Origin of the sequence: Halothiobacillus diazotrophicus (genome assembly GCF_001663815.1) — a bacterium.
Classification (GTDB): domain Bacteria; phylum Pseudomonadota; class Gammaproteobacteria; order Halothiobacillales; family Halothiobacillaceae; genus Halothiobacillus; species Halothiobacillus diazotrophicus.
Map to the genome: position 1 here is coordinate 347,174 of NZ_CP016027.1, position 25,652 is coordinate 372,825.

At 59.8% G+C, this 25,652-nt stretch carries 27 protein-coding genes and 1 pseudogene; 12 read left to right on the top strand and 16 right to left on the bottom strand.

Features of this window, described 5'->3' with window-relative positions; translation table 11 throughout:
• Positions 1-136: 136 nt before the first annotated feature.
• From A9404_RS01570 to nifH, 12 genes are all read right to left on the bottom strand, one after another.
• On the bottom strand, positions 137-742 hold the full coding sequence (locus tag A9404_RS01570; protein ID WP_066098042.1) for a hypothetical protein: 606 nt from the start codon (positions 740-742) through the stop codon (positions 137-139).
• Between the two features lie 83 nt (positions 743-825).
• Positions 826-1,497 carry a nitrogen fixation protein NifQ gene (locus tag A9404_RS01575; protein WP_066098044.1) on the bottom strand — a complete coding sequence of 224 codons (672 nt, stop codon included), beginning with the start codon at positions 1,495-1,497 and terminating at the stop codon, positions 826-828.
• Positions 1,498-1,525: 28 nt separating this feature from the next.
• Positions 1,526-1,819 carry a ferredoxin III, nif-specific gene (gene fdxB, locus A9404_RS01580; RefSeq protein ID WP_066098046.1) on the bottom strand — a complete coding sequence of 98 codons (294 nt, stop codon included), beginning with the start codon at positions 1,817-1,819 and terminating at the stop codon, positions 1,526-1,528.
• A 4-nt stretch (positions 1,820-1,823) separates the two neighbouring features.
• Positions 1,824-2,024, bottom strand: a complete 201-nt coding sequence (locus A9404_RS01585; RefSeq protein WP_066098048.1) for a CCE_0567 family metalloprotein — start codon at positions 2,022-2,024, stop codon at positions 1,824-1,826.
• Positions 2,025-2,073: 49 nt separating this feature from the next.
• Positions 2,074-2,553, bottom strand: coding sequence for a NifX-associated nitrogen fixation protein (locus A9404_RS01590; RefSeq protein ID WP_066098050.1), 480 nt, complete (start codon positions 2,551-2,553; stop codon positions 2,074-2,076).
• Positions 2,546-2,959: a nitrogen fixation protein NifX gene (gene nifX / locus A9404_RS01595; protein WP_066098053.1), complete on the bottom strand. Its 414-nt coding sequence runs from the start codon at positions 2,957-2,959 to the stop codon at positions 2,546-2,548. Before nifX ends, A9404_RS01590 begins: the two co-directional genes overlap by 8 nt.
• 52 nt (positions 2,960-3,011) lie before the next feature.
• Positions 3,012-4,373 (bottom strand): nitrogenase iron-molybdenum cofactor biosynthesis protein NifN, encoded by a 1,362-nt coding sequence (gene nifN, locus A9404_RS01600; protein ID WP_066098055.1) that lies wholly within the window; start codon positions 4,371-4,373, stop codon positions 3,012-3,014.
• Positions 4,370-5,869 (bottom strand): nitrogenase iron-molybdenum cofactor biosynthesis protein NifE, encoded by a 1,500-nt coding sequence (gene nifE / locus A9404_RS01605; RefSeq protein WP_082922652.1) that lies wholly within the window; start codon positions 5,867-5,869, stop codon positions 4,370-4,372. Before nifE ends, nifN begins: the two co-directional genes overlap by 4 nt.
• A 121-nt stretch (positions 5,870-5,990) precedes the next feature.
• Positions 5,991-6,338, bottom strand: coding sequence for a 2Fe-2S iron-sulfur cluster-binding protein (locus A9404_RS01610; RefSeq protein WP_066098057.1), 348 nt, complete (start codon positions 6,336-6,338; stop codon positions 5,991-5,993).
• Between the two features lie 69 nt (positions 6,339-6,407).
• Positions 6,408-7,967: a nitrogenase molybdenum-iron protein subunit beta gene (gene nifK, locus A9404_RS01615; RefSeq protein WP_066098060.1), complete on the bottom strand. Its 1,560-nt coding sequence runs from the start codon at positions 7,965-7,967 to the stop codon at positions 6,408-6,410.
• A gap of 69 nt (positions 7,968-8,036) precedes the next feature.
• Positions 8,037-9,488, bottom strand: a complete 1,452-nt coding sequence (gene nifD, locus A9404_RS01620; RefSeq protein WP_066098061.1) for a nitrogenase molybdenum-iron protein alpha chain — start codon at positions 9,486-9,488, stop codon at positions 8,037-8,039.
• Between the two features lie 73 nt (positions 9,489-9,561).
• Positions 9,562-10,437, bottom strand: a complete 876-nt coding sequence (gene nifH, locus A9404_RS01625; RefSeq protein ID WP_066098062.1) for a nitrogenase iron protein — start codon at positions 10,435-10,437, stop codon at positions 9,562-9,564.
• Positions 10,438-10,970: 533 nt separating this feature from the next.
• Between nifH and A9404_RS01630 the strand changes: the two genes are divergently transcribed.
• From A9404_RS01630 to nifA, 5 genes are all read left to right on the top strand, one after another.
• Complete coding sequence (locus tag A9404_RS01630) at positions 10,971-11,345, top strand: response regulator (RefSeq protein ID WP_066098064.1); 375 nt, start codon at positions 10,971-10,973, stop codon at positions 11,343-11,345.
• A 101-nt stretch (positions 11,346-11,446) separates the two neighbouring features.
• Positions 11,447-12,235 carry an NAD(+)--dinitrogen-reductase ADP-D-ribosyltransferase gene (locus A9404_RS01635; protein ID WP_066098066.1) on the top strand — a complete coding sequence of 263 codons (789 nt, stop codon included), beginning with the start codon at positions 11,447-11,449 and terminating at the stop codon, positions 12,233-12,235.
• Positions 12,236-12,327: 92 nt separating this feature from the next.
• Entirely contained in the window at positions 12,328-13,314 is a 987-nt protein-coding gene (gene draG, locus A9404_RS01640) for an ADP-ribosyl-[dinitrogen reductase] hydrolase (protein WP_082922994.1), read from the top strand.
• Between the two features lie 5 nt (positions 13,315-13,319).
• Positions 13,320-13,853, top strand: coding sequence for a thioredoxin domain-containing protein (locus A9404_RS01645; RefSeq protein ID WP_082922995.1), 534 nt, complete (start codon positions 13,320-13,322; stop codon positions 13,851-13,853).
• Positions 13,828-15,456 carry a nif-specific transcriptional activator NifA gene (gene nifA / locus A9404_RS01650; RefSeq protein WP_066098072.1) on the top strand — a complete coding sequence of 543 codons (1,629 nt, stop codon included), beginning with the start codon at positions 13,828-13,830 and terminating at the stop codon, positions 15,454-15,456. The genes A9404_RS01645 and nifA overlap by 26 nt, the downstream gene beginning before the upstream one ends.
• Before the next feature lie 139 nt (positions 15,457-15,595).
• Here nifA and A9404_RS01655 read toward each other — a convergent pair whose 3' ends face one another.
• Positions 15,596-16,096, bottom strand: coding sequence for a hypothetical protein (locus tag A9404_RS01655; RefSeq protein WP_066098074.1), 501 nt, complete (start codon positions 16,094-16,096; stop codon positions 15,596-15,598).
• Between the two features lie 299 nt (positions 16,097-16,395).
• On the opposite strand from A9404_RS01655, the gene A9404_RS01660 reads away from it, so the two are divergent.
• Complete coding sequence (locus A9404_RS01660) at positions 16,396-16,617, top strand: hypothetical protein (protein ID WP_066098076.1); 222 nt, start codon at positions 16,396-16,398, stop codon at positions 16,615-16,617.
• 401 nt (positions 16,618-17,018) lie between these two features.
• On the opposite strand, the gene A9404_RS01665 is transcribed toward A9404_RS01660, so the two are convergent.
• The gene (locus A9404_RS01665) at positions 17,019-17,903 is read right to left on the bottom strand and encodes a CPBP family intramembrane glutamic endopeptidase (protein WP_066098079.1); all 885 of its coding nucleotides are present in this window, start codon (positions 17,901-17,903) and stop codon (positions 17,019-17,021) included.
• A 215-nt stretch (positions 17,904-18,118) separates the two neighbouring features.
• Between A9404_RS01665 and A9404_RS01670 the strand changes: the two genes are divergently transcribed.
• The 3 genes from A9404_RS01670 to A9404_RS01680 all read left to right on the top strand — a co-directional run bounded on the left by A9404_RS01670 (position 18,119) and on the right by A9404_RS01680 (position 20,494).
• On the top strand, positions 18,119-18,895 hold the full coding sequence (locus A9404_RS01670; protein WP_082922653.1) for an SDR family NAD(P)-dependent oxidoreductase: 777 nt from the start codon (positions 18,119-18,121) through the stop codon (positions 18,893-18,895).
• Between the two features lie 207 nt (positions 18,896-19,102).
• Positions 19,103-19,690 carry a YbhB/YbcL family Raf kinase inhibitor-like protein gene (locus A9404_RS01675; RefSeq protein WP_231880932.1) on the top strand — a complete coding sequence of 196 codons (588 nt, stop codon included), beginning with the start codon at positions 19,103-19,105 and terminating at the stop codon, positions 19,688-19,690.
• A gap of 57 nt (positions 19,691-19,747) precedes the next feature.
• The gene (locus A9404_RS01680; protein WP_197490394.1) at positions 19,748-20,494 is read left to right on the top strand and encodes a Hint domain-containing protein; all 747 of its coding nucleotides are present in this window, start codon (positions 19,748-19,750) and stop codon (positions 20,492-20,494) included.
• A gap of 61 nt (positions 20,495-20,555) precedes the next feature.
• On the opposite strand, the gene A9404_RS01685 is transcribed toward A9404_RS01680, so the two are convergent.
• Together A9404_RS01685 and A9404_RS13060 are read right to left on the bottom strand one after the other, a co-directional pair.
• A protein-coding gene (locus A9404_RS01685; protein ID WP_156521193.1) for an IS3 family transposase occupies positions 20,556-21,661 on the bottom strand; the annotation gives its coding sequence in 2 pieces (ribosomal slippage) (positions 20,556-21,403 and positions 21,403-21,661; 1,107 coding nt in all).
• A gap of 405 nt (positions 21,662-22,066) precedes the next feature.
• Positions 22,067-22,285, bottom strand: a pseudogene (locus A9404_RS13060) (IS3 family transposase); the annotation flags it as partial.
• A gap of 534 nt (positions 22,286-22,819) precedes the next feature.
• Between A9404_RS13060 and A9404_RS13670 the strand changes: the two are divergent.
• The 3 genes from A9404_RS13670 to A9404_RS01705 all read left to right on the top strand — a co-directional run bounded on the left by A9404_RS13670 (position 22,820) and on the right by A9404_RS01705 (position 25,642).
• On the top strand, positions 22,820-23,491 hold the full coding sequence (locus tag A9404_RS13670; protein WP_257736858.1) for a matrixin family metalloprotease: 672 nt from the start codon (positions 22,820-22,822) through the stop codon (positions 23,489-23,491).
• Positions 23,492-23,782: 291 nt separating this feature from the next.
• The gene (gene nifB / locus A9404_RS01700; RefSeq protein ID WP_066098086.1) at positions 23,783-25,354 is read left to right on the top strand and encodes a nitrogenase cofactor biosynthesis protein NifB; all 1,572 of its coding nucleotides are present in this window, start codon (positions 23,783-23,785) and stop codon (positions 25,352-25,354) included.
• 69 nt (positions 25,355-25,423) lie between these two features.
• A complete protein-coding gene (locus A9404_RS01705) occupies positions 25,424-25,642 on the top strand; it encodes a 4Fe-4S binding protein (RefSeq protein ID WP_066098088.1) in 219 nt (72 codons plus the stop codon).
• Positions 25,643-25,652: the final 10 nt, after the last annotated feature.

The window sequence follows — 25,652 nt, forward strand, 5'->3', positions numbered from 1 at the left end:
CGTGGGGGTGGTGCGGATTTTGTCGGGTTTCCTACATGGCTTCGGTGGATTTGCTGCGAAGGCGACAAAGCGGGCGTAAAAAAGCCCGCAAATGCGGGCAACAGGGATTGCTCCTGGCAGTGTTCGGTACGTGTTTTTACACGGGGCGGTTTTCGTTCGGGTTGCGGACGGGACCCATGGTGGCCAGACACTCGGCGAGGCTGATTTCCGGGAACTTGCCGTCAAAGGTCAGCGCGGTATCCATGATCCGATCGATCTTTGCAGCGGTATCCAGTTTCTTCAGGTCGCCGCGTTCCAGATACAGCAGTTCGAGCAGCTCGTTGTACACGGTGGCTTCGTCGATCGGCAGGATATGGAAGGGAATGCCGTCGACGACGACCTGGTAGCGCTTGCGCAGGTCGATGTTGTTGCAGAACAGGAAGTACTTGCCGGTAGGGCTGAGGTTTTCCTTCAGGACCGGGACGAGATCCTCGATATAGCCGAAGGAGAGCAGGTAGCAGGCGAAGAAGTCGATCTTGTCGCTGCCCGGTTCGGCGCCGCTGATGACCTGCTGGGCCATGGTTTCCGGCGGGCGGGCTTCATCGGCGATGCTGGCGGCGAACTTCAGGGCGACTTCGCCCCGGAAGCCGAAGCGGCCCTTGCTGTTGATTTCGCCCTTGTAGACCGGGTTCAGCAGGCGTTTTTCCTGCTCGAGCCGGGCAAAGGCGCTCTGTTCGATGGCGGTGAGTTCAGCGGTGGTCATGATGGATCTCCAATCGGTGGTCGTTCAGGTAATCGCGTGTTCCGGTCGTGTTTTTCGCTATGAGCGGGGTCATGGGGGCACATTCAGTGCATGGCGGCGGTGACGGTCGGCTGGGACCAGTCCGTCGCGTCCTCGGGGCCGAAGCAGGCCGCGTACTCGATGCAGACCGCGCAGCTCGGCGCCAGGCAGACCGACACCTCGCCCAGTTCGCACAGCTGCTTGTAGAGGAATTTCTTCCACTTCATGTTGCCCGTGTTCTTGTTGTACAGAATCGGGAAATAGCGCGAGAGAAGCTGGTTGAGTTCTTCGCGGCAGGCCAGACCCAGGTCCTGCCAGAGGTGGTTGTCGCGCAGGCAGGCGGCGGCGATCATCGAGGTGATCCAGTCGACGTGCTCGCCGTAGCTCGAGCTGTGATCAAGCAGCAGCAGCTTGAGATCGTTCATTTCCTCGTCGCGCACGCGGCTTGAGGGCGTGTCCGAAGCCAGGTTCTCGCACTGGCAGGAATAATCGAGGCCGGTGCACAGATTCAGATGCTCCTTGATGCACCGGTCGATGGGCTTGTCGTCGAGCACGCGGGCGAAATACCGGTTGATCAGCATGCGGAACTTCGTCTGGCTCAGGCCCATGGCGGCACTGAGCGACTCGTTGTCGCAACGTGCGTTGTGACTGATGCACTGGGCGAAGATATGCGCCTCGTACACGTCTTCCTGCGCGTCGCGGTGATCCATCAGGTATTGGTAGATTCCTGAGTCCATCGTGGCACCTCTCGTAGTCACCCGGCCATCAGGCGGCCGCCAGCGGCGTGTGGGTATAGCAGTCCTTGGGGCAGACCCGGGAGCAGGCCTCGCAGCCGATGCAGTTCTCCGGGTGCTCGATCACCATGACCTTGCGTTCGGCTTCATCGTCGTCCGCAGCGACCAGCCCACCATCCTCGTCGATGCCCTTGAGCATCAGCACGTCGCGACCGCAGGCACGGTAGCAGCGACCACAGCCGATGCATTTCTCGTCATCGATCTGGTCTACGAAATTCGGGGTCCAGGCGAGGCCCCCCTTGGTGATGCCGGTCATGCTGCTCATGGCGTCAGTCTCCGTTCAGGGCGGCCAGGCGCGCCTTGGCCGCGTTCAAATCGCGATAGGTCGTGTGTGTCTGCTCGGCGAGGTCGGGGATGCCCTCCCAGTTGATGGGCAGGTCCTCGGCCAGATCGTGCAGATCCATCTTCAGACGGTTCGCCTGGCTGTTCAGGCGCTTGATTTCGGCTTTGATGGCTTCGATTTCGTCCACGGTGTTTCTCCTCTGTCGGTACGATTCCGGTAGTACGTTGTTGGCGGTACTAGAAGCGGGCCACTTCGGGGAAGCGGTTGATCATGTCCACGGCGCTGTCCACCAGCTTTCCGCCTTCCTCGGCGAGTTTTTCCATGCTGAGGAAGCCGAAGCGATGCACGTCGCGCAGATGCTTGTTGATCACGATGAGACGGCCGGCGGTGAGGATCATCCGGCCGAAACCCTCGTGACTCATCTTCATCATCGGCGAGACCATGATGCCGGTCGCACGCTCGGTGGCGAGGCCGATGGCGTTGTAGAAGAGTTCCAGGCGCCACAGCACTTCCGGATCGGGGTCGCCGATGATCGGGATCGCCCGGCGGGCTTCCTTGTCGACGATGTACGGGGCGAGCAGCTCCTCGTCGTTCTTCTTCTCCCAGGTGCCGTAGCTGTCCTGGGCGCGCCATTGCTTGACCAGTTCCTGGATGAACGGGGTCTCCATCGGGGCGACGGTCGTGGCTTCGGGGGTTGCGGTCGTGGTATCAGACATTGCTGCTTTCCTCTTCGTCGAGTTCGAATTCGTATTCCTGTCCCTTGCGCAGTGCCTTGCGCAGCCAGGGCGGCGGTGCATCGCGCAGTACCTTCTGGAGCTTGGCGAGGATGTCCTCGATCGCTTCGGGCTCGTTGACCTTGATCGGGTGGATCTTCAGGGCGATCACGCGGGCCGCACCCGAACCGCCGATGGCGGAGACGTACAGGATGGCGCAGTCCTTGATGGCTTCGAGCTTGGGCGCGAGCTTGTCCTCGTTGCCGTCTTCGGCCAGTTCGCCGTCGAACTGCACGGCCTCGAGAAACTCGTGGCCGTCCTCGGTCACCTCGTAGATGGCGATCTGCTTGGCCCAGCCGAAGTGGGCATCGACGCGTTTCATGTCTTGTGTGGCAAATGCGACTTTCATGATCCCTCCCGGGCGCGAACGTGTGGATAAAGGCGCGACGACGTCCGCGTTCTTAACTAAGCGCAAGCGTCGGACGTGCTGCATGGTTTTCGGCTGGCAGCGGCCAGCTCTCCGGATGATTCTCGTGTTCGTTGGCCATCAGGACGTTGCCGATCTCGAACAGCAGATCCCGCGTACCCCGATAACCGATGGACAGCCGATGCGTGGCACCGAGCCGGTCGAAGATCGGCAGGCCCATGCGCACGAAGGGGATGTGCAGCCGTTCGGCCGCCTGGCGACCATGCGAGGTGGTGATCAGGATGTCGCAGTCCTTGGCGCGATCCTCCAGATCCTCCAGATCGCCGATCAGCACCTCGGCACAGGGCAGGCGTTCGAGCATCGGGGATTGGGTGGTCGTGACCGCCGCAGCGATCTCCGCACCCATCTCGGCGAACAGGGTGGCCAGCGACCACAGCAGGTCCGGTTCCGCGCCGATGGCGAAGCGCTTGCCGCCATAGAAGAAGTGGCTGTCGAGCATCGCGTCCATCAGCTGGCTGCGCTGCCGGCGATATTTCAGGGGCACCGGGCGGCCGCTGATCTGGCTCAGGCATTCGAGCAGCTGGTCGTTGGCCTCGATGCCGGTGAGCCGATCGAACAGCATGTAGGACTGCCCGGTGCGCGCCATCAGGGCTTCGGCCGCCGGGCGCATCTGCTCGCCCACGGCGATGGTGAATTCGGCACCGCCCATGGCACGGATTTCCGGCACGGTGGTGCCGCCGAGCGTGGTGGGCGAGAAGTTCTCCGGCACGTGGCCGTCCATCGAGCCGGACAGGTCGGGCAGGATGGTCGGCTTCAGGCCGAAGGCCTCGCTGATGTCGCGCAGTTCCTCGACATCGGCCACCGTCATGTGCGAACCGACCAGGAAGTTGATGGCACCGGGCACCTTCGGCGCCTGCGGATCGGGCAGGGTCCCCACGATCTGGGCGACGGTCTTGGCCCAGCCGTCCTGGAAGGCATCCTTGAAGTCCGGCGTCGAGACATAGACGACCACGAGATCGCCCAGTTCGGGATGCGCCGCCATGAAGGTCTTGAGGTAGCCATCCACGTCGTCGCCCTTGGTTTCGGTGACGCCGGTGGAGCAGATGCCGATCACGCTCGGTTTCGCGCGCTGGTAGATGCTGAGGATGGCCTTGCCGATGTTCTCTAGCCCGCCCATCACCGTGGCGACTTCGCTCATCGCCGTGGTCTGCAACGGCACGGTTTCGCGGAAATGGCGAACGAACAGCACCATGCCGAAGGCCGTGCAGCCCTGCGAGCCGTGCAGCAGCGGCATGGCGTTGTCGAGGCCCATGAAGGCCAGCGCGCCGCCGACGGGCTGGCTCAGCTTCAGCGGGTTGACGGTGCAGGCCTTGTTCACGGTGCGGACAGTGCTCATGCCGTCACCTCCTGCCCCATCTGGGCGTCGAGGCCGATGGGCTGGACCTGACCATTGGTTGTCTGCTCGGACGCATCGGCAACGACGGGATCTTCACCAAACAGCGGTGCCGAAGCGGGGCGGCTATCCCAGGGGGCCGGCTTGCGCAGCTGGCCCCAGATCGGGTTGTAGAGCGCCCGGTCGATCTGGCGAACGAGTTCCACCATGCCTTCATAACCGGCATAGGCGTGATGCCGCTCCTGGTTGATGTCCAGCCAGGGCACGTTGGCCTTAAGGGCGACGAACTGGGACCGCGCACCGGACAGCATGATGTCGGCCTGCGCTTCCTTGAGCATCTTGTACATCTCGCGGGGTGTCATGTCGTCGATCATGTGGGCATCGCCTCCCATCAGCTCGCTGATACGGTCCTTGTCCTCTTTCGTGGACTTCTTCACGCTGGTGCCCACCACGACCATGCCGACTTCCTGCAGGGCCGAAACCACCGACCAGGACTTCACGCCGCCGGTGATCAGCAGCACGCGCTTGCCGTTCAGGCGATTGCCGAAGGCGGTCATCTGTTCCCAGGCCCGCGCTTCCTCCTGGGCGATCAGCGCTTCGGTGCGATCCATCAGCTCCGCCGGGGCGCCTTTCTGGATCAGCAGTCGGGCGATCTGCCGCAGGGATTCGCTGGAATCGGAAATACCGTAGAACGAGCCCTCGAAGAAGGGGATGTCGTAGCGTTCTTCCATCTTGCGGGCGATGTTGATCATCGCCTTGGAGCACACCATCATCGCTGCCTTGGCACGGTGGGACTGCGCGACCTCATGGTACTTCGCGTCGCCGCTGATGCAGGACAGGATGCGGATGCCCAGGCGGTCGAGCAGGGGCTTGATCTGCCACAGCTCGCCCGCGAGGTTGTATTCGCCGATGATGTTGATGTCATACGGCGTGGTGGTTTCCGGTTCCTCGGTGCCGATCACGTAGTCGAGCAGCGCTTCCCCGGCGAGCTTGTTGCCGAGGTTCTTGCTGCCGACGAAGCCGGGCGAGTTGACGGGAATCACCGGTTTGTCGAACTTGGCGGCGGCCGCCTTGCAGACCGCCTCGATGTCGTCGCCGATCATCGCCGGTACGCAGGTCTGATAGACGAACACGGCCGGCGGATCGTACTTGTCGATGATTTCCTTGATGGACTTGAACAGGTGCTTCTCGCCGCCGTACACCACGTCGAGTTCGTTGATGTCGGTGGTGAAGCCGGTGCGATACAGTCGGGAACCGGAGGACTTGGCGCCCCGGTTGTCCCAGGAGTTGCCTTCGCAGGCGATCGGCCCATGCACGAGATGGGCGACGTCGGTGAGGGGCTGCAGGGCGATCTTCGCACCGTCGAAGGCACAGCCGCCGGCGGCAGCGCCGGGTTGCAACTGCTTGGTACAACCCTTCTTGCGATCCTTGTCGGACTTGGACTGGTTCAGTTCGCATCCCGGTTCGTTCAGGACGTCCTGGATCTTGTTCTGCAACATATCGCACCTCCGTTCGGCGACGCTCGACGCGCCTGCCCCTGTTCTGATCGGTCGCGGCGAAATGCCGCGCCCCCCGTATACCTAACCCTTATTCCTGGATATCCCCGATCTTTGAGTCGCCTCAGAATTTGACGAGGATGTCCTCATCGCGAACGATGTATTGGCAGGCCAGACGCCACGGCGGCGGCATGTCATTGACCTCCGCGTCGGTGATCTGGGCCTGGGTGATCTTGCCGGCCAATTTCAGCGCGGTCTTTTCTTTTTCGGTCAGGCTGATCGCCATGGGCGTCTTGTCGCTCAGGACGCTGACCTGTACGGCGCAGGAGCCGCATTCCCCGTTCTCGCATTCGAAATGCACCGGGACCTGGTTGGCCTGGGCAAGGGCGAGGAGGGTGCCGTTATCGCCGGCAATCGCATAGACCGTCAGGTCCTTTTTCATTGCCGGTGATGTGAATGTCACATTAGCCATGTGAAACCTCGTGTTCGGTGGAAGACAGGTTTCGTGCGGGCTCGTCCCGCACGGACCTGCTTCGGTTGCTTAACGAATGATGTCGTAGCTGTAGTCGGTCTTCGCGACGATGTTCGTGTTGCGATCCATCTCATCGAAGATGCGGTCGAGGATCTTGACGAGCACGTTCATGCCGCCCTGATAGCCCCAGATCGGGTAACGATGGTGATGGTGGCGATCGAAGATCGGGAAGCCCATGCGGATCAGCGGCGTGCCGGTGTCGCGCTCCAGGTACTTGCCGTAGGTGTTGCCGATCAGGAAGTCCACCGGCTCGGTGAACAGCAGGCTGCGCATGTGCCACAGATCCTTGCCGGCATACACGTGGCAGTCCTTGCCGAACGGCGAGGAATCGAACAGGGCCTGAACCTTGGCCGCCCATTCCTTGTTGCCGTTGGTGGCCAGGACGTGGGTGGGCTCGGCGCCGAGTTCCAGCAGGAAGCCGGCGAGGCCGAGGCACATGTCCGGATCGCCGTACAGCGCGAACTTCTTGCCGTGCAGGTGCGCGGTGGAGTCGGCGATGGCATCCACGAGGCGGCCGCGTTCCTTCTCCAGTTCAACCGGGATTTCCTTGCCGCTGATCTTGGACAGTGCCATCAGCAGCGCGTCGGTGCCGTTGACGCCGATCGGGCTGTTCAGCGCGACGACTTCCTGGCCGTGTTCGCCGATGAAGGGCAGGGTCTTCTCGGTGCAGTATTCCTGCAGGGAGATGGTGCCGGCGGCGTTCAGCGCATCGGCGGTGGCTTCCAGCGTGGTGCCGCCGTCGTACATGCGGAATTCGCCGTCCGTCGGGGTGTCGAACACGTCGCTGGTGTCGGCCAGGATGGTGTATTCGATGCCCATCGCGTCCATGATGCGCTTGATCTCGCGGGTGTTGCCGACGGTGTAGCCGTCGAAGCCGCCGATCACGTTGACCTTGCCGTTCGGGGTGCGCTTGAGCGCTTCGGTGGTGCCGGCCTTGCCGTCCCAGAAGTGCTGCAGTACGCCCTTGAGCGCATTGTCGTAGCCGGTGATGTGGCTGCCGACGAAGGCCGGGGTGTGGGCGAAGGGCACGTCGTATTCCGCCGGTACGCTGCCCTTTTCCTTCGCGGTCTTGATGAAGGCGTTCAGGTCGTCGCCGATCACTTCCGCCATGCAGGTCGTGGAGACCGCGATCATCTTCGGCTGGTACATGTTGTAGGTGTTGGCCAGGCCGTCGACCATGTTGTTCAGGCCGCCGAATACCGCCGCATCCTCGGTCATGGAGGAGGAGACGCAGGAGCTGGGCTCCTTGAAGTGGCGGGACAGGTGGCTGCGGTAGTAGGCCACGCAACCCTGTGATCCATGCACGAAGGGCATGGTGCTCTCGAAGCCAACAGCCGCGAACACAGCGCCCAGGGGCTGGCAGGCCTTGGCCGGATTCACCGTCAGGGCTTCGCGAGCGAAGTTCTTTTCACGGTATTCCCAGGTCTTGGTCCAGTCCTTGACCTGAACGAGACGCTCGTCGGACTCCGCGAATTCAAATTGTTCTTTCTTGTTCTTGAGCATCTCGACGTATTCCGGCTCCCGGAACAGTTCGAAGTGGTCAAGGACCTTTTCTGCATTCTGACTCATGGCTACATTCCTCTTTGATAAAGGGGCGGCAGCTTCCGCCCAAACCGTGGCGGGGCTGCCGCCGTTTACCTATTTCCAAGGTGTCTTGGTCAATTTCCAGACCGGGTTGTTGATGGCCATGTCCATGTCACGGGCGAAGATCGCGAAACCGTCGTAGCCGTGATAGGGGCCGGAATAGTCCCAGGAGTGCATCTGACGGAAGGGCACGCCCATCTTCTGGAACACGTACTTTTCCTTGATGCCGGAACCGACGAGGTCGGGCTGGACGGCTTCGACGAACTTCTCGAATTCGTATCCGTTCACGTCGTCGTAGATCAGCGTGCTGTCTTTGACGTAGTGCGTGGTGCGCTGATAGTCGTCGTTGTGGCCGAATTCGTAGCCGGTGCCGACCACTTCCATGCCGAGGTCCTCATACGCGCCGATGACGTGACGCGGGCGCAGGCCGCCGACGTACAGCATGACGGTCTTGCCTTCCAGGCGCGGGCGATAACGTGCGATCACGTCGTCCACGAGCTTGCGGTACTTGGCGATGACCCGCTCGGCGCCTTCCTTGATCTTGTCGTCGAAATGGCTGGCGATTTCGCGCAGGGACGCTTCGATCTTGCTCGGGCCGAAGAAGTTGTATTCCACCCAGGGAATCCCGAACTTCTCTTCCATGTGGCGGCTGATGTAGTTCATCGAGCGGTAGCAGTGCAGGATGTTCAGCTTGGCCTTGGGGGTGTTCTCCAGTTCCGCGATGCTGCCGTCGCCGGACCACTGGGCGATGACGCGCAGGCCCATTTCCTCGAGCAGGATGCGGGAAGACCAGGCATCGCCACCGATGTTGTAGTCACCGATGATGGCCACGTCGTAGGGCGTGGTCTCGAAATCCGGATGCTTGTCGTCGGACTTGTCGAAGACGTAGTCGCGGATGGTGTCGTTGGCGATGTGGTGACCCAGGGACTGGGAAACGCCACGGAAGCCTTCGCAACGCACCGGAACGATGGTCTTGCCGCCGAATTCCTTGGATTTCTTCTTGGAAACGGCTTCGATGTCGTCACCGATCAGGCCGATCGGGCACTCGGACTGGACCGTGATGCCATGGTTGAGCGGGAACAGTTCCTCGATCTCGTCCATGATCTTTTCCAGCTTCTTGTCGCCACCGAACACGATGTCCTTTTCCTGGAAATCGGAGGTGAACTGCATCGTGCCGAAGGTATCCACACCGGTGGTTCCGATGTAGTAGTTGCGGCGGGATGCCCAGGAGTACTGGCCACAGCCGACCGGGCCGTGACTGATGTGGATCATGTCCTTGATCGGACCCCAGACCACACCCTTGGAGCCGGCATAGGCACAGCCGCGGATGGTCATGACGCCCGGAATGGACTTGATGTTGGATTTGACGCCACAGTCCGGCTTACCTTCTTCGAAGGTGTTCAGATGCTTGGCGCGCCGTTTTGCCGTTTTTTCGGGATAAACCTTGAGGACTTCCTCGATCAGTTCCCGGTTGCGGACTTTTGCCTCTTCAGCGGTCAGACTCATGTTGACCTCCTCAAATTTTTCCTGAATTTCGTGGGGTGGACGCCCCTTCCGGAGAAGGCGCGTCCGGCCGGCATTACATGCCTGCGGCCTTGCCGATCAGACTTTCGTCTTCTTTCTTCATGATCCCGAACTCCATCAGCATGTCTTCGAGTTCGTCCATGGTGATCGGGGTGGGGATGGTGCCGCCGCCCGCGTTGGCGTGGATCTTGTTTGCCAGCGTGCGGTACTCTTCGGCCTGCTTGGACTCAGGTGCATATTCCAGAACGGTCATGCGACGCAGTTCAGCGTGCTGAACGATGTTGTCGCGCGGAACGAAGTGGATCAGTTTGGTGCTGAGCTTTGCAGCCAGCGCTTCGGCGAGTTCCAGTTCCTTGTCGGTCTGGCGCTCGTTGCACACCAGTCCGCCCAGACGCACGCCGCCGGAGTTGGCGTACTTCAGGATGCCCTTGGAGATGTTGTTGGCCGCGTACATGGCCATCATTTCGCCGGACATGACGATGTAGATTTCCTGAGCCTTGTTCTCACGGATCGGCATGGCGAAACCGCCGCAGACCACGTCGCCCAGTACGTCGTAGGACACGTAGTCCACGCCGTCGTAGGCGCCGTTTTCTTCCAGGAAGTTGATGGAGGTGATCACGCCGCGACCGGCACAGCCGACCCCCGGCTCCGGACCGCCGGACTCAACGCAACGGATGTCGCGATAGCCGATCTTCATGACATCTTCGATTTCCAGATCCTCGACGCTGCCGGCTTCAGCAGCCAGGGAGAGGACGGTGTCCTGAGCCTTGGAGTGCAGGATCAGGCGGGTGGAGTCGGCTTTCGGGTCGCAGCCGACGATGAGGATTTTCTGGCCCATTTCGGCCAGGGCTGCCAGGGTGTTCTGAGAAGTGGTGGACTTACCGATGCCACCCTTGCCGTAAAAGGCGATTTGACGCAAACCTTCAGTCATTTCCGTATCTCCTAAACAAGATATTGATGGTCCCAAGTGGGTGCCGCTCGTGCGGGCCGTTGCTTCCGCAGTTATCGTCAATGCAAAGGGTGTGCCATGCGCTCAAAACCGGTTTAACTAACTGTAAATAAAGAAATTAAATTGATTGTAGCGCTCGGGCGAGCACATGTTTGAAAGCTGACAAACCCCATCCGTTTGTCAGGAAAGGAACGGAGAAATCGACGCACCCCACCGGGGTTTTTCCGGCGGGTTCCGGTCATGAATGCCGAATCAGGGATGCGGCACTTCCGGTCGTCGCACCGGCTAATGGCTGATTTTTCAGGCGATTGTCGAACTTCATACACGCGGGTTGTAAACCGGACCGTTGCAGCCGTTTTCCGCCCGCGCATAACCTGAATCGGATGGCATAAAAGATGCTTCCCTACCTAATTGAACCGGGTGCGTGTGGCGGTCCATCGTGACCGGGCCGTTCGCGGTCGGGATGCCCGAACGATGCGTTCGGCAGATGGCCCTACTGATACAGGAGCTGGCGTATGCAAATCGGTGTTGATTGCAATCTTGCGGTGGGAAATCGGCGCATCTTCGTGGTGGCTGAGGATGAAATCGCGCGCATGGCCGTGCAGTTCATGCTGCACGACGAGTATGAAACGCATGAGTTCGGCTCGCTGGACGTCGCGGCGGAAAAAGCCCGCGACTGGCCGCCCGATCTGATGATCGTGGGTGCCGAGTTGCTGGCCGATGATGAGGCGCTGACGACCCGATTCCCGCAGGCGCGCCTGCTCAAGTTGATGGAAGGCGATGCAGCGGGTGATGCGGCGGGTGATGGGGGTGGTGAGATTGCCTGCCTGTACAAGCCGTTGCGTCTGGAATCGGTGCGGTCGGCTGTGGCGAACGAGTTCAAGGCGTGACGCGAGGCGTTCCCGGAAATACACCCCGAAGCAAAGCGGCCAAAAGGCCGCCAACAACGCCCTCGGCCGTGACAAAGCCGGCCGGAGGGCAGGTTGCGAATATGGGCAGCAATCTCGTCGGTTTGCCGACCGGATTGCTGATGGGCGCGGATTTCAATGCCTTTCCGCTGCCCCTGCATATCGCCGGGACGCGGGCGGCGCATGCGGCGCTGTTCGAGGAACTGGATTCCCCGCAGGGGCGCTCGATGGATGAAGCTGCGACGGGCATTCGTTTCCAGCAGTACATGGAGATGCAGTTTCCGGCGGCGACCCAGCGGCCGGGCGATGCGTCCCGGCGTTTCCGGGCGCAGTACCTGCGGTTGCTGCATGGCTGGGGCTACGACAGCAATTCGCCGGAGGGCGCGGTACTGAAGGCCTGGGTAGAGAGTCGCTTCGGCATCCCGGCGACCTTTCACCGCGCCGTGATCGGGCGCTTCGGCAGCCCGGCGTGGCTGCAATACATGGAGGACAAGAGCTCCTCCCGGTTCGACAACAATGCGATCCGTCTGCAACTGGACCTTTTGTTCGAATTCGCACAATGGTTCCTGCGACGGTTCGGTACGCCGGGGCAGCGTCATATCACGCTGTACCGGGGCACCAACGATTTTGCGGAGCATCCGGTGATCTCGCGTCAGGATGCGCGGCATGGGGTGATCCGCCTGAACAATCTCGTGTCGTTCACGCGGGAGCGGGACATCGCGGACGAGTTCGGCGACATCATTCTCGAGGTGCAGGTGCCGTTGGTGAAGGTGCTGTTTTTCAATGGCCTGATTCCCTGCCATCCCTTGAAGGGCGAGGCGGAATATCTGGTGATCGGAGGGGACTATGCGGTACGCATGGATTACTACTGATACGAATCGATCATTGGCCGATCCTTTATGGAGGCACGGTCATGGCCGGGCTGCTTCGGTCAGTCGTCCGTTTTGCACGGACGGAGGCGATCATGAACGCTAATGCGCCGGTGCGTACGTCGGCCGATGAGCTGAAATCCCGCGCCCTCGGCGCCTATTGGGGATTGGCCGTCGGCGATGCGCTCGGCGCGACCGTCGAGTTCATGCAACCCCGGGAAATCCAGGCCGAGTACGGGTTGCACCGCAATATGATCGGCGGCGGCTGGCTGCATCTGAAAGCGGGGCAGGTGACCGACGACACCGAGATGAGCCTCGTCCTCGGCGAAAGCATTCTTGCCGATACGTCCTGGTCGCTGCCCCAGTTCGCCGACGGCATGGCGGCCTGGTTGAAAAGCAATCCCGTGGATGTGGGCAATACCTGTCGGCGCGGCATTCGGCGCTATCTCGTGGACGGCAGTCTCTGCGGTCCCGAATCGGAATGGGATGCGGGTAACGGGGCTGCCGTGCGCAATCTCCCGGCCGTGCTCGCCACGCTGGACGACGAGGTCGCCTTCGAGCGGATCAGCCTGGATCAGGCCCATCTCACGCACCACAACCCGCTTTCCGATGCGGCCATCCTGACCCTTGGCCGGATGGTACGGGTGCTGGTTCACGGCGGCGATCTCGACGATGTGGCCCAGATGGCTGCCGCGCTGGCGGTTGGTCATCGTGCGTTCCGTTTTGCACCCTATAACGGACTGAGCACCGCCTATGTCGCGGATACGGTCAACACCGTGTTCCATCATCTGTTCCGAACGGACAACTTCCGGGATTGTTTGATCGCTACCGTGAATCAGGGGGGCGATGCCGACTCTACCGGAGCGTTGGCCGGCATGCTTGCGGGCGCCCATTACGGGGTCGCGGCGATTCCCCCGGAATGGCTCAAGCGCCTGGATCCGGTCGTCAAGCAGGCGATTGCCGATCAGGTGGACGGCTTGCTCGCCTGGCGGGGTGCATTGCCCGTGGCACGGGTCGATGCGGGTGGCGTGACCCGGGCCATACCCGGGCCGTGGTGGGTTGAGGTCAAGGGATGTCGATGAAGCGCATGAGCACAATCATTTTCTACGAGAAACCCGGCTGCCAGAATCAGGCCGGACAGAAGCAGGCATTGCGCGCCGCCGGTTTCGATCTGGATGTGCGGAACCTGCTCACGACATCCTGGCGTGCGGAGACCTTGCGACCGTTTTTCGGCGATCGACCCGTGGCGGACTGGTTCAACCGTGCCGCGCCGCGGGTGAAATCCGGCGAGGTTGTGCCGGAAGAGATGGCGCCAGAAGAGGCTCTGGCCGCGATGATGGCCGACCCGTTGCTGATTCGTCGCCCCTTGATGCAGATCGGTCAACTTCGTGTCTGCGGATATGACGAAATTTCCAAGCGAATATTATGGATTTCTACTGGTCAAGGGGATTACGCTATAGGCAACCCGGATCAGTTTCAGACGTGTACCCAGACGTTACCTTGTCCGAATCCGGATCAGGTGACCCAGCTGCACGACAGGGCGCATTCATCGTCGTCCCCCAGCGGCAGTTGCGCATCAGGAGGGAATGCCCACCATGAAGAATCTCGCCATGCATCATAATCCGCAAGAACTGACCGCGATGTACGAGGTCAGCAAGGTGCTGAGCTCGTCGCTGGATCTCGATCACATCCTCAACGATGTGCTCAAGACGCTGGACATTCATCTGCACATGTCGCCGGCCATGATCCTGCTGCGCATGGACGACAGCCATGTGGGCGTGATGGCAGCCACGGGGCTGACGGCGGCCGAGATGGAGCGGGGGCGCTATCGCCTCGGCGAAGGCATGATCGGCAAGATCATGCGCGCCGGGATGCCGGTGGTGATTCCCGATACCTCGCAGGAACCGGAGTTTCTCCATCGCACGGTGCAGAAGGATCACGCGCGGCAACAGCTGCATGCCTTCGTCGGCGTGCCGATCAAGGTCGGTTTCGAATGCATCGGCGTGCTGGCGATCTACCGCACCGAGCAGCAGAAGGGCGTGAGCTTCGGGTCGGATGTGCGCATGCTGCAGATGGTCGCCAATCTCGTGGGCCAGACCGTGAGCCTGCACCAGGGCATCACCGCCGAGCGCAACCGCCTGATCCAGGAAACCCACCGCCTGCAGAAGGAACAGACCAAGCGGTACAACATCGACAACGTCATCGGCAACAGCAAGGCCATGCAGGCCGTGTTCGCCGACGTGCACCAGGCGGCGCCGAGCAAGGCCACCGTGCTGCTGCGCGGTGAATCGGGCACCGGCAAGGAAGTGATCGCCCGCGCCATCCACGAATTGAGCCCGCGCCGGGACAAGCCCTTCGTCAAGCTCAACTGCGCAGCGCTGCCCGAAAGCCTGCTGGAATCGGAATTGTTCGGTCACGAGCGCGGTGCATTCACCGGGGCGACCCAGGAGCGCAAGGGCCGATTCGAACTGGCGGACGGCGGCACGCTGTTCCTCGATGAAATCGGCGAAATCTCCGCGTCCTTCCAGGCCAAGCTGCTGCGCGTGCTGCAGGAGCGGGAATTCGAGCGGGTCGGCGGTACCCAGACGCGTCGCGTGAACGTGCGCATCATCACCGCCACCAACCGCAATCTTGAGGAAGCCGTCAGCAAGGGCGAATTCCGTGCCGATCTGTACTACCGCATCAACGTGGTCTCCATCTTCCTGCCACCGCTGCGCGAACGCCGCGAAGACATTCCGGCGCTGGTGAACTACTTCGTGGAGCGGTTCAACGACGAAAACAACCGTCACATCCAGTACAACCCGGATGCGATGCAGACCATGCTTTCCTGCTTCTGGCCCGGCAACGTGCGGGAAATGGAAAACTGCATCGAACGCACCTGCACCATGCTGCGCGGCGACGAGGTGATCCGCCAGACGGATATTCCCTGCCAGCGCAATCAGTGCCTGTCCATGTCGTTGCGGCCGGCCGCAAACGGTCACCCGATCGTCACGCTCTCGGTGCCTGCGCAGAGCGTAACGCCGCCAACTTCCGAGCAGCCTGCCGGTACCCGGGGCACCAATGAAGACACGCCGGACCAGCCCCTCTCCGAACGCGATCGCCTGATCGATGCCATGGAACGCTGCGGCTGGGTTCAGGCCAAGGCTGCACGCATGCTCAATACCACCACGCGCAAGCTGGGTTATGCCCTGCAGAAGCATCGGATCGAAGTGAAGCGATTGTAACGATCCTGTCTGCGGCGATCCTGCCGCAGGATCCGGTTTTGCCCGCCCGTTGCGCGGGCTTTTTTGTGAGTGAGAGGGTGCTTGATTGGGTTTGGTGCGTGGGAAAATGACGCTAGGTAAGCCACCGGGACAAGTCAGGCTAGGGCAAACTTTGCACGGACTCGATATGACCGGAAATGATTTTGCGTGACTTTCCAGGATTCGATAATTCATTGGCAGCGCTGCTGCAGTTCTTGTTCGTGCAAAAACTCTCCGCACCGACTTCCTTTTGCATCTTCAGCGACACCCCCGTCTGGGTGGTCCTGACGATGTCGAAAAAATCCATGCGCAACCAGCTGGCACCCGTGTAGTCGACCGGGTCCATCCGGTCCGTAAAAGCCAGAATTCCGCTGTTGGCAGAGCGGCCCCAGACCCCGGCCAAGGCCACGTAATGTCTGCCTGGGAGATGAGCACCTTCAGTCGTGTACACGTCGATTTGATGAACGGTTTTCGTGGCCGTGTCGTACACGAAGGAACCGTAGGCCGAGCCGCCATCATCGAAGGTGACATTGACGAGATTCCAGGTGACCACGGCGGCCGAAGCCGTATTATTCGCGGCAAACAACAGACCGGCGAGAATCAGGGGCTTCATGCCTTGCATGTGCACCTCGTGTGTCGGAGGAAAACGACCCCGCGAAAGGGAAGCTGCGTGTCATTATGCCTGCCTTTTCCGTCTGTTGGGTCAGGGCTGTGCATCCTCGCCGTGAGTAATGAATATCAAGTGCAGCGATATATTGATTTGCCACTTCGGGGTAGCAATCACGACCAGAGTGCGAGGGCAGTTGAAGCTAGCCATCGCGGTTTCAGATCGGGCGTCACAGGGCAGGGCATCGGGTGCCGAATACCTTTGTCGGGCGAACATCAGACATCCAATTCAGGCGATCAAGAGAGGACCAGATCATGCGCGTGGCGATTCGACATAGTGTCTTGTTGGTCACCACCGCCGTTCTCGCAGGCTGCGCGGATAGCGATCGCTATTACAGCAACGTTTATCACGGGTTGCAGACGAGAGAGGCCATGGTTCACCCCTTGCTTCAACAAAATCCGCCCGAGAAACCGCTGTCGTACAAAGAGTACGAAGCGGAACGCAAAAAGCTGCAGGAAAGTAACGGCGATCAATGAACAGCGCGTTGGGTTGGGGTAAGCCTGCGCACGCCAACATCCCGGGAAAATGACGAACACCTTGTTGGGCTGCACTACGTTTACCCCAACCTACGTCAAATCGGCCACTCTTGTAGGTTGGGGTAAGCCTGCGCACCCCAACATCGAGGGATAGTGGCGAGCATCCTGTTGGGCTGCACTTCGTTTACCCCAACCTACGTCATACCGACCACTCTTGTAGGTTGGGGTAAACGCAGAGCACCCCAACGTCAATGCCAGGGAATCAATGCCAGGGAATCAATGCCAGGGAATCAATGCCAGGGAATCAATGCCAGGGAATCAATGCCAGGGAATCAATGCCAGGGAATCGATGCCAGGGAATCGATGCCAGGGAATCGATGCCAGGGAAACAATGCCAGCGATCAGCCGTTGATCATCCCCAGCGTCAGCACGACCACCACCAATGCGTGAATGAACACCGGTGCCAGGAGCCGACGCCGAGTGGCGTAGGCATAGCCATATCCGATACCGCCTATCGTCGCGCCGATCATCCAGGCGGGGCCGAGTTTGAAGTGCACCAGCCCGAACAGGATCGCCGCCACGAGTACCGCCGTCGCTTCCGCGTAGTGTGCGGGCATCCGGCGGGTCAACCACGCGCGGGCCAGGGGTTGTACCGCCCCGCGGAACAGCGATTCCTCGATCAGCGCGACCAGCAGGGCGTGGGCCGCGATTAGGGCGATGAAACGGGCCGTCAGCTCGGGTAGTGCCGCCAGTTTTTGCGGGTCGACCGTGATCCCGCCGGTGGCAAGGCCAAAACAGAAGGCCAGGACGACGGCGATGCCCGCGATTGAAAAGGCGAGGCCGGCACCGGGTGGCCGAGCTTGTCCTGTTGTCTTGGCGCAGGCCAGCTCGATACGCGGGTTCAGGAGGATCAGCTGAAGCGCGGCAAAGAACGCGATCGGTTTGAGGCTGAGGTGCACGAATGTCATGCCGTCCAGGGCGATGTCGATGGTGGTGCCCGGGGTGATCCGCTGGCCCAGAAAGGCGCCGGCAACGCCGGCCAGACCAAGCAGGAGTGCTGAGGTGCCGGGGTGTGTGCGTTCGAGACCGATCCGGGCCAGGGTCATGCCCGCCAGTATCAGGGCGACGGCAACGTGGTTTTCCGTGGCGATTAGCCCGGCCGTCAGGGCTAGGCCGGTGAACGAGATCAGTTCCCGGGTAATGAATTTCCCCCGTCCGGCCAGTACCGCGAACAGCAGGACGGCTGTCGCCAGAATCAGAGTCGTGTCGGAAATGCCCCAAACCATGGCGCGGCTGCCTGCTCAGTGAAAGCGGGGAGCATAGCACTCCACCGTATCGGGTCCGATCTGGAACCTATCGGGGGCACATAGATGGACCATATCCAGCCCGAACACAACCTGAGTCGATTTGACGCCCATCCCGTGTCCTGTCGCATGCTATAAACCCAAGCTGGTACGAACATACTGACAAGAACACGCTGAAATAAGACCAAGGAACACCCATGACTTTTCCCGACAAACCGGTTGCCCTGATCACGGGGGCGGGCAGTGCCGATGGCATTGGTTTCGCCATCGCCCGAGAACTGGGGCAACAAGGAATGGCTGTACTGATTACCGCCACGACCCAACGGATATTCGAGCGCGTGGCGGAATTGCGACAGGCAGGCATCACGGCCCATGGGTTTGTCGCAGACCTGACAATCGAGGCGGAAGCCCAACGGCTGTGCGCCGAAGCCGAGGCCCAGCATGGCCGGATCGACGTGCTGGTGAACAATGCCGGCATGTCGCAACTGGGCAGCCCGGAGCCCTTCGCGGAAATCGACGGAATGTCCCTCGATGACTGGATGCTGTCGCTCAACCGGAACCTGACCACCGCCTTCCTGATGACGCGCGGCGTACTGCCCGGCATGAAGCAGCGCGGCTATGGGCGGATCGTGAATATCTCGTCCACAACGGGCACAACGGGCGCCAATGCCGGGGAGGCATCCTATGCCGCCGCCAAGGCCGGGATGACGGGCATGACCCAAAGTCTGGCGCTGGAAACCGCCAAATTCGGCATTACCGCCAATTGCGTGGCCCCCGGCTGGATTCGCACCGCGTCGAGCACGGAAGAAGAAATCCTGGCGGGTAACTGCGCACCCGTGGGGCGATCCGGTTCCCCCACGGAAGTGGCGGCAGCCGTGGCATTTCTCGCATCGACCGGTGCCAGCTACATCACGGGCACGACGATTGTGGTCGATGGCGGCAATGCCATCGTGGAGAATCTGCACACGCGCTAGCCCTTTTAAAAATCGGCCCATGGATGGGCATTCGAGCTTGGGCATGACTGTGTAAGAGCAATAACCCGCTGGAATAGCACGGATGAAGAAAATCAATTATCGGACAGATGTTTAGCCGTCTAGGATTAACAGGCAGAAGCACTAACTGCTGCTTGCCTGAAAGACTTTCCTGCCGTGATTTTCTGAAAAGCCTTCAAGGAGACCGCCATGACCGCCAGCATGAACGCCAGAACGACCATTCAAACCTTTGCGCTCGCCTTCACCTTGGCGCTCGCGACCGTCGCCAGTGCGCAAGCCGCGCCTTTCAAGGTCGTCAGCCAGGATCTGAATCCGCATCAACCGATTCCGAAGAAATTCGTCTTCAAGGGGTTCGGCTGCACTGGCGAGAACATATCGCCCGAAATCGGCTGGAAGCACGCACCGGCCGGGACGAAAAGTTTCGCGGTGATGGTGCATGACCCGGATGCGCCGACCGGCGGGGCCGGATTCTGGCACTGGGTGGTCATCAATATCCCGGCCACCGCGACCTCACTGCCCGAAGGTGCCGGTGACGGCAAACCGGATTCAGGCCTCCCGGCCGGAGCCGTCCAGATCCCCGATGACTACAGCATTGCCGGCTGGGGTGGACCCTGTCCACCGACGGGCGACAAGCCGCACCGCTACGTCTTCACGGTGTATGCGCTCAAGGTGGCCCAGTTGACGCCCCCGACGAATGCCACGGCGTCCCTGGTCGGTTTCCTGATCAATCAGAATGCCCTGGCAAAGGCATCGCTGACTGCACGCTATGGTCGTTGATATAGATGGTAAATCACTGGGAGGCGGTGTCATCGAATGGTGGGAAACTTGGGATCAGTGAGCTTTACCTTAGATTCAATCAAATTACCCCCGAAAGGCGCCAGCTGTTTTGTGGCTGGCACTCTCGTACATACACGAGAAGGATTGGTTCCGATCGAGCGGATCAAGGTGGGGGATTGGGTGTTGTCCAAGCCGCAGAGCGGGGAAGGTGAGCCGAATTACAAGCAGGTAAAAAAGACGTTTAGGTCTGAAAACCAGGAAGTCATGTTCGTTGAGATCATTCCGATTGCGGAGCTTGAGAGAGCAAAGAAAATCCAGAAGGAGATTCAGGGTAAAGAGGGATTATCTACTCTTATTCGGAATGAAATGAAGCAGTACCTGGTTGCAACACCTAATCACCCATTTTGGGTTAATGAGGTCGGTTGGCTTGAGGCTAGTGAAATTGATCCCTCAGATAATTTAGAGGTGCAGTTGGTTACTGGTGAACCCGCTTATATGGGTGAAGGCCATAGAGGTTCATTATACCAAACGCAAATTACTGAAGGGGTGGTTTGGTTCGAGTTTTACGACATGCATGGCTATGGAATGATCCCGGTAGATCTCCGGCATGGTGAACCTCAGGCAGATATTAACTGGAGTGCTTTACAACCTCAGCCAGATTCCGAAATGGGGCAGGGTTATCCCGAAACTGAACTACGCCAAACAGTTTATAACCTCGAAGTGGTGGATTATGACACCTATTATGTTGGTAGGATGGGCGTATGGGTGCGAAACTGTGACCTTAGCGAGTATAAGGGGCAGTGACTCTGACCCCCATTGATTTGGGGTGGCCTCGACGGTACCCCATGTTGAGTAGCGGTTCGCTTTAGAGTCCAGGCTCAAATGTTACCGCCTTTGCAGCAAGCTGCTTGGCATATTGGGCGGGCGTCAGCCCGCCGAGTGCTCTCTTCGGTCTTTCCTCGTTGTACTCACGGGCCCATGTACGGATGATTACCCGGGCATGGTTGAGGCTGACGAACCAGTGCTCGTTGAGGCATTCGTCGCGTAGCCGTCCATTGAAGGATTCGATGTAGGCATTCTGGTTGGGCTTGCCCGGTTCGATAAGCCGTAGGGCAATGCCGTGGCGATGCGCCCAGGTCAGCATGGCCCGACCGGTAAATTCCTTGCCATTGTCCGTCCGGATGATCGATGGCCTGCCGCGGATCGAACAGACCTCGTCCAGCAGCCTCACCAGTTGGTCGCCACCGATCGCATGCGCCGGGATCACAGCCACCGCCTCATGCGTCGCATCATCCACAATCGCCAGGCACTTGAGCGCACGACCCGAGGCGATACGGTCGAAGACAAAGTCCATCGACCAGACCTCATTGGCCGCACCCGGTCGGATCAGCGGCTGCCGATCCGCCGGCGGGATCTTCTTGCGCCGGCGACGGCGCACCTGCAGATTCTCCTCGGTGTACAGACGCTCCACGCGTTTGTGATTGACTCGCTGTCCGGCCTGACGCAGCTTGAGGTAGATCATTGGCGCGCCATAGCGGCGGTACCGCTGCGCCATATCCACGATCTGCTGGCGCAGCGCGATGTTACCGTCCGGCCGGGGCACGTAGCGCAATGCCGAGGCGCTCATCCCGACCACCCGCAGTGCGTGCCGCTCGCTCATCCCGCGCTGTTTCATGAGCCGCACCACCTCCCGGCGCGCCGGCGCGGTCACCACTTTTTTCGAAGGACTTCCTTCGTCACTTCGTTCTCCAGCAGCGCCTCGGCCAGCAGCTTCTTCAGTCGGGCGTTTTCCGACTCCAGCGCCTTGAGGCGCTTGGCGTCCGACACGTCCATGCCGCCAAACTTGCTGCGCCAGAGGTAGTAGCTGGCCTCGGAGAAGCCGTGCCGTCGGCACAGCTCCTTGATCGGGACACCGGCGTCCGCCTCCTTCAAAAACCCAATGATCTGTTCTTCGCTGTAGCGTTTCTTCACATCCAATCTCCTTGCTTCATGGGATTGGACTCTAAATGCCTGTGCTACTCAAATCCGGGGTAACGTCGGTCCCTGTGCTCTCGAATACCGTTTCTCAACTTTCGTGCTTCAGCGATCAACGCTTCGCGTGACATAGCTTCAAGATCAGTGTCCATCATGACTCCTGCATTGCACATCCCTGATGACGCCAAACGTGCCAACCGAGGGCTGACCGTGTTTTTCAGAATAGATCAAACCTTAGCCGGAAGCGGTGATCTGTACGGCGGGAAAGCGAACTGATAACCAAGGGATCAGTGCCTGTGGGGGCACACCGCGCAATAGAACCTAACCCGTGGTCTGCCCTTTCTTGTCCTTGTTCAGGATGAACAGCAAAATTCCGCCCAACACTGAATCGCCACCAGTCCCCTAGACACATTCCAACCGTTCGTGGTGACGCCGTTCGTAGTCTACAGGCGACATCAATTCGTTAGAACCATGACGACGTCGGGTGTTATAGAACATCTCGATGTAATCGAAGATGTCAGCCCGGGCTTCGTCTCGTGTATTGTAGGTTTTTCGTTTTACCCGCTCACGTTTCAGTAGCTGAAAGAAGCTTTCCGCGACCGCATTGTCATGGCAATTGCCGTAAATTGGGGTCAGAGTAAAATCAATCATGCTAATTTTGCAGCTAGGCTTAGTTCGAAAGCGCGTAATTTTACTCTGACCCCAATTACTTATTTGTCGCCTGAACAGGAAACACGGTTATGGGAGCGGCCTGAACCACTCTTTAAACAATTTACGCATGTATCCGAGGGGGGAAGTGACATGTGGATATATGATACCGGCTTGTTAGTGGGTGCAGTAATAACTATGGCGGCATCGCCAGTGCAAGCCACGGATAATTACTTGCTTGGTCGGTGTCAGATATCAAGGCCGGATTCTGGCTCTGAAATAAGCCCGATAGTTGATGGCGACATCTACATGGTCAAATATCGCGGCGATGATCCCATCTACAAGAAAATGCTCAATAGTGTGGGAGGACTGTCTGGAGCGAAAGTAACTTTGATTAAAGCCCCGACACATGGCGAGGTTGTCTTGGAGAAGGATGCGGATGCGGCGGCAAATGGCTGGTATCACTACTGGCCGCAAACTGGCTACATCGGTCGGGATCGTTTCGTGATGCAGGTGGAGAAGGATGGTATCAAAGTCCAAATTCATTACCTGATTGAAGGGACTGACGAAGAAGAGTCGCCGTTGGGAATATGCAAATCCGAGCTATGGAAAATTTCCTCAACTGCTACACCCAAGCTCGATATCTTTCCATCACTGCTGACCTCTCTCGGCCTCTCCAACCTCGTCCATGTCAACACCGCTGACCTCACCGGTTCCGCCGTCGGCAGCACTTCAGGGGCCACCATCACCCTCGACACCGATGCCGCCGGGTATGGCTGGTATATCGACTACACGCCCTACCTGAATGAAGAATATCTGCCCACCAGCAACCCTTACGAGTGGGTCGCCAAGCCGGGGAGTGCGGCGGCGGGCAAGATGGATATGCTTTCCGTTCTGCTCCACGAGTACGGTCATGCGCTGGGGCTGGAACACAGTGCTGACCCCAATGACTTTATGGGCGCGACCCTGCAGCCGGGCGTACGGCGTTTGCCTTCTGCGCAGGAACTGGCCCTGTTAACTCAATTGTCCGAAGCGGCAGGTGGGGCGGCGAATTCCGTCGTCGATCTCACGGCACATTCCCCTTTGCAGGTACCAGCACCCGACGAACCGGGCAATCCCCTGAGGGTCCGAGCTGTTGCTGGGGGCGGCCTATATCCTGCAGTTGCACTCAACCGTTAAAGCGCCTTCGCGGGTAACAGGGGCGACGTCTCCACGATTTAGATCCGGCTCTAAAACCATCCCCTGTTTCCTTTCCGACAAAAGTCCCTTCCCCTCACGAAAATTTCGTCGCCTTCGTTACAAAACTACTTGGCGAATCACTCAAGCTACTGAATAAAAAGCACTAACCATCTTGGCATCCCTCTTGCTTTTCCTCGTTTGCGGTCAGCTTCGTTGGAGCAATCTGATACATCCATGGGGCGGCGCGTGTAACCCGATCGTTATTTGACAACCACGTGGAGGAATACGCCCATGTCATCCCCGACTACTGTGCAGATGCACAACCCGGAACATAGCGGGATTGTGCGACTGGAAGATATGTTGCAGCAAATGGCCGAGCACAAGGGCTGCGGCACGAGCAGCGAAGGCGGCAAGGCGAGCTGCGGCAGCAGCGCCGGTCCGGCGGACATGAGTCCGGAAACCTGGGAGAAGGTGAAGAACCATCCCTGCTATAGCGAAGAAGCGCATCACCATTATGCGCGCATGCATGTGGCCGTCGCGCCGGCGTGCAACATCCAGTGCAACTACTGCAACCGTAAATACGATTGCGCCAACGAGAGCCGTCCCGGCGTGGTGAGCGAGAAGCTGACCCCGGAGCAGGCGGCGAAGAAGGTGATCGCGGTGGCCTCGACCATCCCCCAGATGACGGTGCTGGGCATTGCGGGCCCCGGCGACCCCCTGGCCAACCCGGAAAAGACGTTCAAGACCTTCGAGCTGATCTCGAAGACGGCGCCGGACATCAAGCTGTGCCTGTCGACGAACGGTCTGACCCTGCCGGATCACGTGGATACCATCGAGAGTTTCAACGTGGATCACGTCACGATCACCATCAACATGGTCGATCCCGACGTGGGCGCGAAGATCTATCCGTGGATCTACTTCAACAACAAGCGTTACAAGGGCCGCGAAGCCGCGCAGATCTTGAGCGAACGGCAGTTGCAGGGGCTTGAGATGCTGACCTCGCGGGGGATTCTCACCAAGATCAACTCGGTGATGATTCCGGGCATCAACGACGAACACCTGCTGGAAGTGAACCGGGCGGTGAAGAGCCGGGGTGCGTTCCTGCATAACATCATGCCGCTGATCTCCGCGCCGGAGCACGGCACCGTGTTCGGTCTGAACGGCCAGCGTGGCCCGACGGCGCAGGAACTGAAGGCGCTGCAGGACAACTGCGAAGAAGGCCAGATGAACATGATGCGTCACTGCCGTCAGTGTCGTGCCGATGCCGTCGGTCTGCTGGGCGAGGATCGTTCCGCCGAGTTCACCACCGAAAGCGTCATGGCGATGGACGTGCAGTACGACCTCGAATCCCGTCAGGCCTATCAGGCGGTGGTGGAGCAGGAGCGTCAGGCCAAGGCCGATGCCAAGAAGGCCGAAATGGCGACCCTCGAAGGCGCGGAATCCGACATCAAGATCCTGGTGGCCGTGGCGACCAAGGGCAGCGGTCGGGTGAACGAGCACTTCGGTCACGCCACGGAGTTCCAGATCTACGAAGCGAGCACCAGCGGCGCGAAGTTCGTCGGTCACCGTCGTGTGGATCTGTACTGCCAGGGCGGCTATGGCGAGGACGAGGCGCTGGAGAATTCCGTCATCAAGGCCATCAACGATTGCACGGCGGTGTTCGTCGCCAAGATCGGCGGTTGCCCGAAGGCCGAGCTTGAGGCGGCGGGGATCGATGCGGTCGACAAATACGCCTTCGAGTACATCGATCAGTCCGTGATCGCCTACTTCCGGGAATATCTGGAGAAGGTGCGCGACGGTTCGGTGGTGTACGGCAAACGGGGTGATGCCCAGATTCGTCAGGGTGCCTTCGTGGCTGCCTGATGACCTTTCGGGGGCGGTGACAAACCTTATCCGCGCCGTCCCCTTTATTGACTACAGGAGATTAGTGTCATGGCTTACAAAATTGTTGCTTCCCAGTGCACCGGTTGCTCGGCTTGCGAACCGGAATGCCCCAACGAGGCCATTTTCGAGAAGAGCGGGATTTTCTACATCAAGCCCGAGAAATGCACCGAGTGCATCGGTTTCTTCGATGAAGCGCAGTGCGTGGCCGTTTGCCCGGTCGACGACACCTGCGTGATCGACAACAGCTATCCGCGCTACAGCGCCTGAGGAGGCCGCC

Coding starts and splice junctions, on each gene's coding strand:
- nifD (WP_066098061.1), bottom strand. CDS start 9,488: ATGAGTCTGACCGCTGAAGAGGCAAAAGTCCGCAACCGGGAACTGATC.
- nifE (WP_082922652.1), bottom strand. CDS start 5,869: ATGTTGCAGAACAAGATCCAGGACGTCCTGAACGAACCGGGATGCGAA.
- nifB (WP_066098086.1), top strand. CDS start 23,783: ATGTCATCCCCGACTACTGTGCAGATGCACAACCCGGAACATAGCGGG.
- nifH (WP_066098062.1), bottom strand. CDS start 10,437: ATGACTGAAGGTTTGCGTCAAATCGCCTTTTACGGCAAGGGTGGCATC.
- A9404_RS01665 (WP_066098079.1), bottom strand. CDS start 17,903: ATGGTTTGGGGCATTTCCGACACGACTCTGATTCTGGCGACAGCCGTC.
- A9404_RS01655 (WP_066098074.1), bottom strand. CDS start 16,096: ATGCAAGGCATGAAGCCCCTGATTCTCGCCGGTCTGTTGTTTGCCGCG.
- fdxB (WP_066098046.1), bottom strand. CDS start 1,819: ATGAGCAGCATGACCGGCATCACCAAGGGGGGCCTCGCCTGGACCCCG.
- A9404_RS01575 (WP_066098044.1), bottom strand. CDS start 1,497: ATGGACTCAGGAATCTACCAATACCTGATGGATCACCGCGACGCGCAG.
- nifX (WP_066098053.1), bottom strand. CDS start 2,959: ATGAAAGTCGCATTTGCCACACAAGACATGAAACGCGTCGATGCCCAC.
- A9404_RS01675 (WP_231880932.1), top strand. CDS start 19,103: ATGACCGCCAGCATGAACGCCAGAACGACCATTCAAACCTTTGCGCTC.
- A9404_RS01590 (WP_066098050.1), bottom strand. CDS start 2,553: ATGTCTGATACCACGACCGCAACCCCCGAAGCCACGACCGTCGCCCCG.
- A9404_RS01670 (WP_082922653.1), top strand. CDS start 18,119: ATGACTTTTCCCGACAAACCGGTTGCCCTGATCACGGGGGCGGGCAGT.
- nifN (WP_066098055.1), bottom strand. CDS start 4,373: ATGAGCACTGTCCGCACCGTGAACAAGGCCTGCACCGTCAACCCGCTG.
- A9404_RS01645 (WP_082922995.1), top strand. CDS start 13,320: ATGAGCACAATCATTTTCTACGAGAAACCCGGCTGCCAGAATCAGGCC.
- A9404_RS01660 (WP_066098076.1), top strand. CDS start 16,396: ATGCGCGTGGCGATTCGACATAGTGTCTTGTTGGTCACCACCGCCGTT.
- A9404_RS01705 (WP_066098088.1), top strand. CDS start 25,424: ATGGCTTACAAAATTGTTGCTTCCCAGTGCACCGGTTGCTCGGCTTGC.
- A9404_RS01570 (WP_066098042.1), bottom strand. CDS start 742: ATGACCACCGCTGAACTCACCGCCATCGAACAGAGCGCCTTTGCCCGG.
- A9404_RS01610 (WP_066098057.1), bottom strand. CDS start 6,338: ATGGCTAATGTGACATTCACATCACCGGCAATGAAAAAGGACCTGACG.
- nifK (WP_066098060.1), bottom strand. CDS start 7,967: ATGAGTCAGAATGCAGAAAAGGTCCTTGACCACTTCGAACTGTTCCGG.
- A9404_RS13670 (WP_257736858.1), top strand. CDS start 22,820: ATGCAGGTGGAGAAGGATGGTATCAAAGTCCAAATTCATTACCTGATT.
- A9404_RS01635 (WP_066098066.1), top strand. CDS start 11,447: ATGGGCAGCAATCTCGTCGGTTTGCCGACCGGATTGCTGATGGGCGCG.
- draG (WP_082922994.1), top strand. CDS start 12,328: ATGAACGCTAATGCGCCGGTGCGTACGTCGGCCGATGAGCTGAAATCC.
- nifA (WP_066098072.1), top strand. CDS start 13,828: ATGAAGAATCTCGCCATGCATCATAATCCGCAAGAACTGACCGCGATG.
- A9404_RS01630 (WP_066098064.1), top strand. CDS start 10,971: ATGCAAATCGGTGTTGATTGCAATCTTGCGGTGGGAAATCGGCGCATC.